Origin of the sequence: Tatumella citrea, assembly GCF_002163585.1 — a bacterium.
GTDB classification, from domain to species: Bacteria; Pseudomonadota; Gammaproteobacteria; order Enterobacterales; family Enterobacteriaceae; genus Tatumella; species Tatumella citrea.
Genome location: NZ_CP015579.1, coordinates 922893 through 936301 on the forward strand (window position 1 = coordinate 922893; position 13409 = coordinate 936301).

Below are 13409 nucleotides of genomic sequence, written 5' to 3' on the forward strand. Positions count from 1 at the left end.
GGCTGCTGTGTCGCATTATCAGTTTAACCTCACAGGAGAAGTACAATGGAGATAACCACCCTTCAGATTGTACTGATATTCATCGTTGCCTGTATTTCCGGCATGGAGTCGATACTTGATGAGTTTCAGTTCCACCGTCCTCTGGTGGCCTGTACCTTAGTGGGTATAGTCCTGGGTGATATGAAAACCGGGATTATTATCGGCGGTACTTTAGAAATGATTGCTCTGGGCTGGATGAATATCGGTGCTGCTGTAGCTCCGGATGCTGCCCTGGCTTCAATTATATCTACCATCCTGGTTATTGCCGGGCATCAGGGTATCGGTGCCGGTATCGCGCTGGCCATTCCACTGGCCGCTGCCGGCCAGGTATTAACTATTATTGTTCGTACCATTACCGTCGGTTTCCAGCATGCTGCTGATAAGGCGGCGAATAACGGCAACCTGACGGCATTGTCCTGGATACACGTTTCGGCGTTGTTGTTGCAGGCAATGCGTATTGCAATACCTGCGGTCATTGTCGCTATTTCGGTCGGTACCAGTGAAGTTCAGGCTATGCTGAATTCCATTCCGGAAGTTGTCACTAATGGTCTGAACATCGCAGGCGGTATGATAGTCGTCGTCGGTTACGCCATGGTGATTAATATGATGCGTGCCGGCTACCTGATGCCTTTCTTTTACCTTGGTTTTGTCACTGCAGCGTTCACTAATTTCAACCTGGTGGCGCTGGGTGTTATCGGCGCGGTGATGGCGGTGCTGTATATCCAGCTCAGCCCTAAATATAACCGTTCTGCGGCACCTGCGGCGGCGGCAGCAAACAACGACCTTGATAACGAATTAGATTAAGAGGTGAGAGAAATGGTTGATACAGCTCGTCCGACAGAGAAAAAACTCACCCCCGGCGATATTCGTGGTGTCTTTATCCGTTCAAACCTGTTTCAGGGCTCATGGAACTTTGAACGTATGCAGGCGCTGGGGTTCTGTTTTTCGATGGTTCCGGCTATCCGCCGGTTGTATCCGGAAAATAACGATGCCCGCCGTCAGGCGATTAAGCGTCATCTGGAATTCTTTAACACCCATCCATATGTGGCGGCGCCGGTACTGGGCGTTACACTGGCGATGGAAGAACAACGTGCCAACGGCGCGGCAATCGATGATGCTGCGATTAACGGTATCAAAGTCGGACTGATGGGCCCGCTGGCCGGGGTAGGTGACCCGATCTACTGGGGGACTGTGCGTCCGGTATTTGCGGCACTTGGGGCAGGTATTGCGATGAGTGGTAGCCTGCTCGGGCCATTACTGTTCTTTGTGTTGTTTAATATTGTGCGCCTGCTGACCCGTTATTACGGTGTGGCTTACGGATATCGTAAAGGGATTGATATCGTCAAAGATATGGGCGGTGGCTTCCTGCAAAAACTGACGGAAGGAGCGTCGATTCTCGGCTTATTTGTCATGGGGGCTTTGGTTAACAAATGGACCCATGTGAATATTCCGTTAGTGGTCTCAACCATTAAAGACCCGAACGGCGCTGAGCATGTGACCACAGTTCAGACTATTATCGACCAGTTGATGCCGGGTCTGGTACCGTTACTGTTAACCTTCGCCTGTATGTGGTTGCTGCGTAAGAAAGTGAATGCGCTGTGGATCATTATTGGCTTCTTCGTTATCGGTATTGTGGGTTATGCCATAGGATTACTGGGTCTTTAATCTGTAATAGTGTTGCGGGGGCAAATTGCCCCCGCTGTTTTTGGGAGTGTTTATGTCGCTGACCGAGGGTATTTTGTTACTGTTTGCCGTCTGCCTGACTGGCTGGTTACTGTTTGATGAAGTGGTCACCGGCTGGCTGAAGGGGCCGACAACGCTGAAAGTAGGGTTGTTACGTGGCAAACGGATTGACGGTACTATTTTTATCGGGCTGGTAGCGATATTGCTGTACAACAATATTAATCACCAGGGGTCAGCGCTGACCAACTGGCTGCTGTCGGTGCTGCTGCTGGCAGGGGTCTACATGATATGGCTGCGCCGTCCGATGCTGTTATTTAAACCGGATGGGTTCTGGTTCTCTTCGCTGTATATTCCTTACTCGCGGATTCAGAAAATTAATCTGTCAGAGGATGGGGTATTAGTCATTAGCCTCGAATCACGTAATTTGCTGATCCGCGTACGAAACATTGATGATCTTGAACAGATTTACCGTACTATGGTGGCAACGCACGGCTGAAAGCCGTGTTTTAGTGCGCTTTGTTACCCTCAACTGATTCCTCCTGATTCCTAAAAGCACAAAAAATCTCATAATTTGTTTGGTTGTTGTGGCTGGCAGCGGCACAATAGTGTCCATTATTCCGCTCTGCCTGAGCATCGCAGAGTCTGGCAGTTTTATGCTTACTCAATGGACGTATGTACTATGAAAATTGCTATTGCCGGTACCGGCTATGTCGGGCTTTCTAATGGTATTCTACTGGCACAACATAATGAAGTGGTCGCGTTAGACATCGACCAGGCCAAAGTCGATAAACTGAATAACGGTATTTCACCGATTGTCGATACTGAAATCGAACATTATCTGGCGACCAGACAGCTGAATTTTACGGCAACCACCGATAAGCAGCTGGCGTACACCGGCGCTGATTATGTGATTGTGGCCACGCCAACCGATTATGATCCGGTAAATAACTACTTTAATACCAAAAGCGTTGAGTCTGTAATTAACGATGTGCTGGCGATTAACCCGCAGGCAACCATCGTGATTAAGTCCACCATCCCGGTCGGTTTTACCCGTGATCTGAAACAGCGTCTTGGCGTAGACAATATTATTTTTTCGCCAGAGTTTCTGCGTGAAGGGCGTGCGTTGTATGACAACCTGTACCCGTCCCGTATTGTGGTCGGAAGCCAGACGCCTGCCGGAAAACGCTTTGCCGAACTGCTGGTGGAAGGCGCAGAAAAAGAGGATATCGCGGTACTGTTTACCGATGATACTGAAGCCGAAGCGATTAAACTGTTTGCCAATACCTATCTGGCGCTGCGAATTTCATACTTCAATGAACTGGACAGCTATGCCGAACACCACGGTCTGAACAGCCGTCAGATCATCGAAGGCATCGGCCTGGACCCGCGTATCGGCAGCCACTACAACAACCCGTCGTTTGGCTATGGTGGTTACTGCCTGCCGAAAGATACCAAACAGTTACTGGCTAACTACCACAACGTACCCAACAATATTATCAGCGCAATTGTTGATGCGAACCGTACCCGCAAAGATTTTATCGCCGACAGTATTTTAAAACGTAAGCCGAAAAAAGTGGGTATCTATCGGCTGGTGATGAAGGCCGGTTCAGATAATTTCCGTGCCTCGGCGGTGCAGGGCATTATGAAACGCCTGAAATCTAAAGGTGTGGACGTGATGGTTTATGAACCCGTGCTGAATGAACCTCTGTTCTTTAATTCACCGGTCACTCACGATGTGAATGAGCTGAAACAGCAGTGCGATGTGATTATTGCCAACCGGCTGGTCGATGAGCTGAAAGATGTCAGCGATAAAGTCTATACCCGCGATTTATTCGGTAGCGATTAAACCGTTCTGAAAGAAAGCCCCGCAGCAGGCGTATTGCACCGTGCTGTGGGGCTTAACTTTACTCCCTGTTATCCTGCAGTATCCGGGGGGCCGTCCAGCGTCCTTGCCAGTACTGACACCCCTTCAGGGAGTCACTGCTTACTAATGAAGTCATAAGAAACATATTTGCTTAACAGCAGATGCACTGATAAGTGATTAACTTCTCTCTGCTTATTACTTACTACTCACTACTTACTACTTACTGCTTACTGCTTACTGCTTACTGCTTACTGCTTACTGCTTTCCTGACTTAACAGGACACTAGAAAGTCTTTCGCTGGCTCACTGTTGCTGATGGTTCTTACGGTCGGCCAGTAAATCGTCAACAAACCGGGTATCTGCAGACTGAGTCGCTTCAATGCGGGCGATAGCATCGCTGAACTGCGGCAGATATTTTTTATGGGCATACAGCAACTGGTCCAGTACCTGACGGGCGGTATCGCCGCCACGAATCAGCGGATTGATGGTGAAGGCATGCAGAGCCGCACCGTAGTCACCCGTTACAGCGGCTTCAATCACCGTTTGCTCCATTGCTTTCATCAGTTGCAACATCCCTCGTGCTGCAGGGGGGAAGGTTCCCCAGGTCAGCGGCTCGGCACCATGCGAGGTAATATAGGAAGAGACTTCGGCGACACTGTCATAAGGCAGGTCTGCCAGCGCGCCATTGTTGCGGGTGCTGACTACCATCATTTTTCGGCTGTCGTTGTAAATTGATTCAATCAAATCACAGGCAGCATCGCTGTAATGTGCGCCGCCGCGTTGTGCCAGTTCTGCCGGTTTTTCTTTCAGGTCCGGGTTTTTATACATTTCAAATAACCGGTTCTCGGTGGCTTTAACCACTTCGGCGCGGGTGGCGTAATTTTCAAAATCTTCAACCGCATGGCCCAGCATCTGCTGTTCCAGGTAATAGTAGCGGTGGTAGCCACAAGGCAGGAGTCCGAGGTGGCGAACCTGCTCAACATTAAACGGAATCTGATGAATATTGGTCAGGCCTTCATTTTGCTGTTGGTCCGCATAAATCGCCTCCAGCAGCACGGCGGTGTGCTCAGTTCCCTGGCGGTCCCATACGCGGTGCCAGTGAAAGTGATTCAGCCCGGCAAATTTAAAGAACAGTGCCTGTTCCGGCTGGTCCAGCACTGTTTTTGCCTGTTCAATATGGCTGAACGGCACATTACACAGGCCAATCGTTTTCTCCCAGTGCCCGTAACGAATAGCCGCTTCGGTAACCATCCCTGCCGGGTTAGTGAAGTTAACCAGCCAGGCATTCGGGCATTGCTGGCGCATATCTTTGATAATGTCGAGGATCACCGGAATGGTACGCAGGGCTTTCATAATACCGCCTGCCCCGTTGGTTTCCTGACCGAGATAGCCATGAGCTAAAGGAATGCATTCGTCTTTCAGCCGGGCTTCCAGTAAGCCCACGCGAAACTGCGTGGTGACAAAATCGGCATCTTTCAGGGCGGCTTTACGGTCCAGCGTCAGACGAACCTGCCACGGTAGCCCGGCAGATTCAATCATTCGTCTTGCCATATCGCCGACAATTTGCAACTTCTCTTTGCCTTCCTCAATATCTACCAGCCAGATCTCTTTGATCGGTAATTTATCTTTGCGGAGAATAAATCCTTCTATCAGCTCCGGGGTATAGCTGGAACCGCCCCCGATAGTCACTATTTTCATTCGGCTTCCTTTCTCAGTGAGGTGAGTGAATTGAATTTCTGATACAGCGCGACAATCTCTTCCGCCATCTCCCGGCACAGCATGGCATTCATAATGTGATCCTGAGCATGAACCATAATCAGGCTGACCGGGATTTTGCCGCAACCTTCATCCAGACCAATCAGTTGCGTCTGGCTGTTGTGACATTGTCGGGCTGACAGCGTGGACTTCTGCAGACAATCGGCCGCCGTTTCCCACTGGCTGATACGCGCTGCCTGTATTGCCTCCATGGCGTAGGATTTGGACTCGCCGGCGCACAAAATCAGGTTGATCATCATTTCTTCATTAATATCCATCTCAGGCTCCGGGGGTCTGTTCTTCGGCCAGCAAACTCCGTTCATACAGTTTGCAGAACGGGTAGTAGATCAGTGCAGAGCTGCACACCAGTACCAGTACCAGCAGGGCGGCATTGATATCCCAGCCAGCCGCCCAGGCCGCACCAATCGGGCCGGGAGAGGTCCACGGCGCCAGAGAGACAATATGCGCCACCAGACCATATTTAATGGCAAACCAGGCGAGGACCGCGTTAACCGCCGGGGTCAGGATAAACGGGATAAAAAACAGGGTGTTCATCACTATCGGAGTCCCAAATATCACCGGTTCATTAATGTTAAACAGCGAGGGCACCAGCGATATTTTTCCGATAGAGCGCAGGTGGGCAGATTTACTGCGCAGGTAGAGCAGTACCAGTCCGAGCGTGGCCCCGGAGCCGCCCAGGGTAATAAAGAAGGCCCAGAAAGGTTCGACAAAAATATGTTCTGCCGCCAGGCCACTGGCCAGCCTGCTCTGGTTAATACCCAGATTAGTCAGCCAGAATGCCTGTAAAAAGCCGCTGACAATCGTTGCGCCATGAATTCCTGCAAACCACAGTACATGGCAAATAATCACCGCAATGATCACCGCCGGTAATGAATCTGAGGCGGATAACAGCGGGCTGAACAGTGCCATAATCGCCTGCGGAATCAGCATACCGCTGAATGACTGTACGGCCAGGCTGACCGGGAATAGCAGTAGCAGCACCAGTGACAATGGAATTAACTGATTAAAGGATTTACGGATGTTATCCGGTACCTGTTCCGGTAAGCGGATACCGATATTTCTCTGCTGTAAGGCGCGTGACAGTTCACAGACGCCTATCGCGACAATGATGGCGGTGAAGATCCCGGAACCGCCCAGATAGCTGCTCTCTATCATTCCGTTGTTTAACGGGCAGCAGATCAGTAAAAAGGCTACCAGTGACAACAATGCCGTGTTCAGCCCCTCCAGCCGGTAGTGTCGCGCCAGGCAGTAACCGATTGCCGGGCAGATATACACCGACATAATCCCCATTGTCATATTATACGGGGTGAGTAGTTGCTGTTTGTATTCGGCAGCAATATATAACCAGCCTTTGGCAATAAAAAACTGATTACCTTCTGAGAACGGCGGGTAGGCAAATATCAGTATAAAAGAACCGATAATCATAAATGGCATTACTGAGATAAATCCGTCCCGGATAGCCATAATATGCCGCTGAGATGATATTTTGGCGGCAACAGGTAACATGACCCGTTCCAGTGCGGAAAACATGCGGTTAATATCCATATCCCCTCCGTAATTACATCGCCAGCGCCGATTCCAGTACTTTATCGCCGCGCATCATGCCATAGTCACGGATATCGATTACTGCCACCGGAATATTCAGTGGCGCCAGTTTTTGCTGCACTTCGGCCAGTTTATATTTAACCTGCGGTCCCAGCAGGCAACAGTCTGTATTGGTAAGGTGGGAGTCTAATTCATTGATACTTATGGCATTGATTTCAACGTCAATCGACTGGTCTGCGGCATATTTCTGCATGCGGCTGACCAGCATGCTGGTGGACATTCCTGCGGCACAACAAAGCAGTATATTTTTCATAGTTCTTCCCTGAGTGCGATCCATTCATCCTGAATGATAATAATGTGCTATCGGGTTTATACAGGTTATATTTAATTTATAGTGTGCGGTAAATCACACGGGGGAAAACAGAGGGTTATTTCAGTGGTTTTTTATTTTTTAGAAAGTTATTAGTGGATTTTATTACTTGGGTCTTTAATTGTATTTGTGGATAAAATAAAGAAATTCAGTTGTTGACCGGAATAGTAAAATATTTCATTTTCATAAGCTGTTCAGGAATTATTCTGTAGTTAAATACTCGTCAGCGACTTTTGCGGCTAATGCAATAATGAATTGCAGTAACGGTAGTTTGATCACTGGCTAAGCTGTGCTTTACTGATATGTGTGCTGTGTTGTTTCATTCAATCATTCAGTCTGACCCGGTGGGGACCTGCGCCTGTCGCCGGGTGTCGTAGTTTCTAATAAATTATAACAGGAGTCTTTATGCCCGTAGCTCTACTGGCACTGGCACTGAGTGCGTTTGCTATCGGAACCACTGAGTTTGTGATTATGGGATTACTCCCCGATGTGGCGGGGAACCTGCATGTCTCTATCCCGTCTGCCGGCTGGCTGATTAGTGGCTATGCACTGGGGGTGGCGATTGGTGCTCCGATTATGGCGTTGGTGACGGCACGTCTGCCGCGTAAACGTACCTTATTGTTGCTGATGCTGATCTTTATTCTCGGTAATCTGATGTGTGCTTTGGCACCGGATTACAATCTGCTGATGCTGGCCAGGGTAGTGACGGCACTATGTCATGGTGCATTTTTTGGCATCGGTTCTGTAGTCGCTGCCAGCCTGGTGGCGCCTAACCGTCAGGCCTCGGCTGTGGCACTGATGTTTACCGGACTGACGCTGGCGAACGTATTGGGCGTGCCACTCGGGACCTGGTTTGGTCAGTTGTACGGCTGGCGAGCCACCTTCTGGGCCGTGGGCGGTATCGGGATTCTGGCGTTTATTGGTCTGGCGCTGAGCCTGCCGGTCAACCGGGAAGAAAAACCGGTCGACCTGATGAGTGAAATCAGTGCACTGGCTAACGGTAAACTCTGGCTATCACTGCTGATGACAGTTTTCTTTGCCGCAGCAATGTTTGCGCTATTCAGCTATATCGCACCGCTGCTGCTACAGGTGACCGGTATCAGTGATAAAGGTGTTAGCTGGACACTGTTCCTGATGGGCGCGGGTCTGACGCTCGGCAACATCATGGGTGGGCGACTGGCGGACTGGAAAGTCTCTTTTAGTCTGCTATTAAGCTTTACTCTGATTGCCGTATTTTCGCTGTTGTTCCGCTGGACCAGCAGCGAAATGTGGCTGGCCGAAATTACCCTGTTTATCTGGTCAATGGCGACATTCTCGACCGTTCCGGCGCTGCAAATCAATGTAGTACGTCACGGTAAAGATGCCCCGCATCTGGTATCTACACTGAATATTTCAGCATTTAATCTGGGGAATGCTATCGGCGCATGGCTGGGCGGGCTGGTGATTAGCCGTGGCCTGGGACTGACTTCGGTGCCGGTCGCTGCAGCGGTACTGGCTGTGGTCGGTTTACTGGTGGCGTTGTTAACCTTCCGTGGCGGGTCACATGCACCGGCGCGTGAACTGCGCCAGCAGTGATGTCAGAGGGTGTTGGAAGGCTGTAACTGCTGTTCAATCTGCCGGACAAATTGTCCGGCCTGTTGTTGCAGATGACGAATAAATGCGCCGGTCAGCGCGGAAGCTGGCCGGTGTAATGGCCGGATCAGACTGACAGTAAAAGGCACGCTGATACTGAAACGCCGCATAACCACTCCACGACCGGCATAATCAAGTGCCGTCAGCGGATTAATAATTGATACACCAATCCCCGCTTTAACCATTGCACATACTGATGCCGCACTGTGCGTTTCCATGCGCAGCATCCGGCTGACTTCCTGTTCACGGAACAGATTATCCAGCAACTGTCGGTAACTATCGTCTTTGGACAGGCTGATAAAAGGCAATCCGGAAAAATCAGCAGGGGTCAGCTGATCCTGTGAGGCCAGCGGATGATGTTCCGGCAATACGCACACTTCATCAACGGTAAGCAATGGCAGTAACTCAGTCCCGGCGGGCACACTGTGAGTCTCAGTCATTCCCAGGTCATAACGCTGCGCAGAAAGCCACTCCTCCAGCAACGGCGATTCACGAGGGATAATATTCATGCTGACTGTCGGATAGAGTTCCAGAAACGGTTGGCAAAGTGCTGGTAACAGTGACTGGGAAAAGGCAGGCAGACAGGCTACCGATAACTCGGCCTGATGAAAGTCACGCAATCCTTCGGCAACTTCACGTATCCTTTCCATTCCATACCAGCTGCGTTCGACTTCCTCGAAAAGCCGCAACCCTTGTACTGTTGGTTGCAGTCGTCCACGCACACGGCTAAACAGGCTGACGGACAGTTGTTGCTCAAACCGGGCCAGTTCGCGGCTGAGTGTCGGCTGAGAGGTATGGAGGAACTCTGCTGCCTGAGTCAGGCTGCCACGGGTCATAATGGCGTGGAAGATCTCAATCTGACGCCAGTGTATTTTTTGCATAACTCTGTATTACCGAAAATGCCCCGTAAACCCGGGGCAGAGCAGGGAGGAGTGGTTACTCAGAACATGGTGTTATTGTTGGCTGAGGTTGGTGGCACTTCCTGGACCGAATCCCAGTGTTCTACAATTTTTCCGTGTTCCACCCGAAAGATATCGACGATAGCGCGGCCACGGTCATCAGGATTTTTTACTGAATGAACCCGCAGAAAAACCCGGTCGCCGTAGGTGCCATACTGAGTGATATCGGAATGGGCCTGCGGGTTTGCTTTAAAATACCCGGCGAAATAACTGACAAACGGTGCTCGTCCGTCAGGTACGTGCGGGTTATGTTGCTTATATTCAGGTGCCAAATCGCGGTCTGCAGCCTGTAAATTATGCTGATTAAAGAAATCCTGATAGAACTGGTAAACCAGTTGCAGATTACTGTTTTCCTGTTGCAGATTCCGTGCCGGACTATGCGCCGATGGCGGCGGGAAAGGCTGACTGGCTGCCGCCAGGGCTCCTGCTGAACAGAACAGACTAACTGCCAGAACAAATGCATGTTTCATGAGAAAAACTCCGTGCCTTTAACAGAAAAGCCTTAGCCGGTATCCGGCTCAGCTCTGACGATTCTGGTAGAGATCCCAGCGGTTACCGTAGAGATCTTCAAATACCACCACAGTGCCGTACTCTTCTTCACGCGGGTCTTCGCAAAAATGGACCCCGGCTTTTAACATCTTGTGGTAATCACGCCAGAAATCATCGGTCTGCAAAAACAGAAACACTCTGCCACCACACTGGTTCCCGATAAATTCGGTTTGTCGCGGGTTAGAGGCGCGGGCAAGCAGCAGGTTGCAGTCGCTGTCCACGTTAGGCGTGACAACCACCCAGCGTTTGCCAGGTTGCGGGGTATCTTCCACCAGAGTAAAACCCAGGCTGTTAGTATAGTAGTCAATTGCCCGGTCGTAATCGTCAACCACAATGGCCAGATAACCCATACATTTCTTTTGTGTACGCAACGGTAGATTCCTTACATCAGGTAAGTTCAGGAGACAGCCGGAAAACAGATGACTGCAACAGTCTATATCAGATATAAATAGATATCAGATGAAATGATATTTTTCAATATGGTGAAGCTGTGGCTTACTGTGGATAACAGCACAGGAGACGCTAAATTATGCCACGCCCGTTAACAACCACCGAAACCGCCCTTAACCAGAAAAACCTGCTTCCTTTGGCACAATACTATCAGGGACCCTTCTGGGCCTATGATGGCGAAGTGATCCGCCGGCAGATTGCGAAACTGGGGGATTTTGACGTGATCCGCTTTGCCCAGAAAGCCTGCTCTAATATTCATATTTTACGGCTGATGCGCGACGCCGGGGTTAAAGTTGACTCTGTTTCGCTGGGCGAAATTGAACGGGCGTTAGTTGCCGGTTATCCCGCCGGAGGCGACGATATCGTGTTTACTGCTGATGTGCTCGATCACGCGGTATTACAACGGGTGGCTGAACTGAAGATTCCGGTGAATGCCGGATCTATCGATATGCTGCATCAACTGGCGGAAGTCTCCGCCGGTCATCCGGTATGGCTGCGGATTAACCCGGGATTTGGTCATGGTCACAGCCAGAAAACCAATACCGGTGGTGAAAACAGTAAACACGGGATCTGGTATCTGGCACTGAATGAAGCCTTGCAGGTGGTGCGTGATAAAGGACTGACGCTGGCAGGTTTGCATATGCATATTGGATCCGGGGTTGATTATCAGCATCTGCAACAGGTATGTGACGCGATGGTGGATCAGGTAATCAGCAGCGGAGCGGATGTTCCGGCCATTTCTGCCGGTGGCGGGTTATCCATCCCTTACCGTTATGCAGAAGCAGAAATCGATCCGACGCACTATTACAACCTGTGGAACGGGGCACGTGAGCGGATTGCCGATCACCTGGGACATCCGGTGACCCTGGAAATTGAGCCGGGTCGTTTTCTGGTTGCTCAGTCAGGTGTTCTGGTCAGTCAGGTACGTGCTGTTAAACAGATGGGAAGCCGCCACTTTGTGCTGGTGGATGCCGGATTCAGTGATCTGATGCGTCCGTCAATGTACGGCAGCTACCATGAAATTTCCGTGATGCCAGCCGATGGAAGTCAGGCTGACAGCAACGTCACTGTTGATTCAGTCGTGGCCGGACCGTTATGCGAATCCGGGGATGTGTTTACCCAACTGGAAGGTGGCATGGTGGAACCGCGTGCACTGCCTCAGGCAAAGGTTGGCGATTATCTGGTATTTCATGATACCGGGGCTTATGGCGCATCAATGTCTTCAAATTACAACAGCCGGCCACTGATCCCGGAGATATTGTTTACTGAAGGTCAGCCGCGTGAAATTCGCCGGGCCCAGACCATCAGTGAATTGCTGGCACTGGAGTCAGACGCCGGTCAGTAATGGCTGACAGCCGGGCGAATTAGCCCGGCTGATCGTTATGCCTGGCAACGGAATGGCGGATGACCAGGGTAGGGTGAAACAGATGGGTGACTGGCGGGGCAGGTTCATTTTTCGATAATGCCAGCGCCAGGGCTGCAGCCTGTTGAGCCATGGTAACTACCGGATAACGGATAGTGGTCAGCCGGGGCCTGAGATAACGGGAAACCAGCACATCATCAAAACCCATCAGTGACATCTGCTGTGGCACCTGAATACTGTTGTCACTGAGTGCGGCCAGTGCACCTGCGGCCATTGAATCGTTATAACAGGCGACTGCGCTGAAGGCTTTACCCTGAGCCAGCAGATTGATCATTGCCTGTTCCCCGCCGGTTTCATCCGGTTCGCCAAAGGCCACCAGTTGTCGGTTGGCCGGAATCTGGTGATCATTCAACGCCCGGTAGTAGCCAGCGAGTCGGTCACTGGCATCCGAGATGGTATGGTCAGAACAGATAAACGCAATATTTTCGTGCCCCTGCTGAATCAGATGGCGGGTAGCCAGCCAGCCACCGTAATTATCATCCAGTGCAACACAGCGCTGTTCAAAACCCGGCAGAGTCCGGTTGATCAATACGATTCCCGGGATATAGCGCATTAATTCCGACAGCTCATCATCTGGTATTTTTTTGACATGCAGTACCAGAGCTTCACACTGATGGCGAATCAGTTGCTGAATGGCCAGCCGTTCCTGATGTTCATCGTGGTAGCCATTACCAATCAGTAGGAAGTTGTTGGTCTGACTTGCCACTTCATCAACCGCTTTCACCATCGCCCCGAAGAAAGGGTCAGCGACATCCGCCACAATCAGGCCAATGGTCGCTGTAGTTTGCTGGGCCAGGGCGCGGGCATTGGCATTGGGCTGGTAGTGCAGTTCCTGCATAGCTTCCTGCACCGCCTGGCGTGAAGCTTCACTGGCCTTCGGCGAATGATTGAGCACTCGGGAAACAGTGGCGACTGAGACGCCGGCGAGTCTGGCGACATCCTTTATAGTAGCCATGGTGGGGTTCCGGGAAAACGTTTACACATTGGACCAGTGTTACGGAAAAGCAGACGGACTGCAAGCTGATAAAATGTCGGCTAACCCGCAAATTTGATTAAAATAGTCAGGTTTTTCAGAATAATGACACAGACCCTGTCATGTCTCCGGGAGATAAGCTGTGTT

14 protein-coding genes are annotated in these 13409 nt (G+C 50.7%); 6 read left to right on the forward strand and 8 right to left on the reverse strand.

Going from position 1 to position 13409, the window contains the following annotated elements:
- Positions 1–45: 45 nt before the first annotated feature.
- From A7K98_RS04390 to A7K98_RS04405, 4 genes are all read left to right on the forward strand, one after another.
- Positions 46–843, forward strand: coding sequence for a PTS mannose/fructose/sorbose transporter subunit IIC (locus A7K98_RS04390; protein ID WP_087487478.1), 798 nt, complete (start codon positions 46–48; stop codon positions 841–843).
- Positions 844–855: 12 nt separating this feature from the next.
- Positions 856–1704, forward strand: a complete 849-nt coding sequence (locus tag A7K98_RS04395; protein ID WP_087487479.1) for a PTS mannose transporter subunit IID — start codon at positions 856–858, stop codon at positions 1702–1704.
- A 52-nt stretch (positions 1705–1756) separates the two neighbouring features.
- The gene (locus A7K98_RS04400) at positions 1757–2218 is read left to right on the forward strand and encodes a DUF986 family protein (RefSeq protein WP_087487480.1); all 462 of its coding nucleotides are present in this window, start codon (positions 1757–1759) and stop codon (positions 2216–2218) included.
- A gap of 183 nt (positions 2219–2401) precedes the next feature.
- Entirely contained in the window at positions 2402–3568 is a 1167-nt protein-coding gene (locus A7K98_RS04405; RefSeq protein WP_087487481.1) for a nucleotide sugar dehydrogenase, read from the forward strand.
- 320 nt (positions 3569–3888) lie between these two features.
- Here the strand turns inward: A7K98_RS04405 and A7K98_RS04410 are convergent, their stop codons facing one another.
- The 4 genes from A7K98_RS04410 to A7K98_RS04425 are packed head-to-tail and all read right to left on the reverse strand — an operon-like array spanning position 3889 to position 7219.
- The gene (locus tag A7K98_RS04410) at positions 3889–5283 is read right to left on the reverse strand and encodes a 6-phospho-beta-glucosidase (protein ID WP_087487482.1); all 1395 of its coding nucleotides are present in this window, start codon (positions 5281–5283) and stop codon (positions 3889–3891) included.
- Entirely contained in the window at positions 5280–5618 is a 339-nt protein-coding gene (locus A7K98_RS04415; RefSeq protein WP_087487483.1) for a PTS lactose/cellobiose transporter subunit IIA, read from the reverse strand. The genes A7K98_RS04410 and A7K98_RS04415 overlap by 4 nt, the downstream gene beginning before the upstream one ends.
- A 1-nt stretch (position 5619) precedes the next feature.
- Positions 5620–6906 carry a PTS sugar transporter subunit IIC gene (locus tag A7K98_RS04420; RefSeq protein ID WP_087487484.1) on the reverse strand — a complete coding sequence of 429 codons (1287 nt, stop codon included), beginning with the start codon at positions 6904–6906 and terminating at the stop codon, positions 5620–5622.
- A 13-nt stretch (positions 6907–6919) separates the two neighbouring features.
- A complete protein-coding gene (locus tag A7K98_RS04425; protein ID WP_087487485.1) occupies positions 6920–7219 on the reverse strand; it encodes a PTS sugar transporter subunit IIB in 300 nt (99 codons plus the stop codon).
- Between the two features lie 462 nt (positions 7220–7681).
- Between A7K98_RS04425 and A7K98_RS04430 the strand changes: the two genes are divergently transcribed.
- The gene (locus A7K98_RS04430; RefSeq protein WP_087487486.1) at positions 7682–8851 is read left to right on the forward strand and encodes an MFS transporter; all 1170 of its coding nucleotides are present in this window, start codon (positions 7682–7684) and stop codon (positions 8849–8851) included.
- Between the two features lie 2 nt (positions 8852–8853).
- Here the strand turns inward: A7K98_RS04430 and A7K98_RS04435 are convergent, their stop codons facing one another.
- From A7K98_RS04435 to A7K98_RS04445, 3 genes are read right to left on the reverse strand one after another with little or no spacing between them, the layout of a single operon-like run.
- Entirely contained in the window at positions 8854–9789 is a 936-nt protein-coding gene (locus A7K98_RS04435; RefSeq protein ID WP_087487487.1) for a LysR family transcriptional regulator, read from the reverse strand.
- Between the two features lie 59 nt (positions 9790–9848).
- Positions 9849–10337: a nuclear transport factor 2 family protein gene (locus A7K98_RS04440; protein ID WP_087487488.1), complete on the reverse strand. Its 489-nt coding sequence runs from the start codon at positions 10335–10337 to the stop codon at positions 9849–9851.
- A 48-nt stretch (positions 10338–10385) separates the two neighbouring features.
- Positions 10386–10787, reverse strand: a complete 402-nt coding sequence (locus A7K98_RS04445) for a VOC family protein (RefSeq protein WP_087487489.1) — start codon at positions 10785–10787, stop codon at positions 10386–10388.
- A 158-nt stretch (positions 10788–10945) separates the two neighbouring features.
- Here A7K98_RS04445 and lysA point away from each other — a divergent pair, with 158 nt between their 5' ends.
- Entirely contained in the window at positions 10946–12211 is a 1266-nt protein-coding gene (gene lysA / locus A7K98_RS04450) for a diaminopimelate decarboxylase (protein ID WP_087487490.1), read from the forward strand.
- A 19-nt stretch (positions 12212–12230) separates the two neighbouring features.
- On the opposite strand, the gene galR is transcribed toward lysA, so the two are convergent.
- Positions 12231–13244 (reverse strand): HTH-type transcriptional regulator GalR, encoded by a 1014-nt coding sequence (gene galR / locus A7K98_RS04455; protein ID WP_087487491.1) that lies wholly within the window; start codon positions 13242–13244, stop codon positions 12231–12233.
- Between the last annotated feature and the right edge of the window lie 165 nt (positions 13245–13409).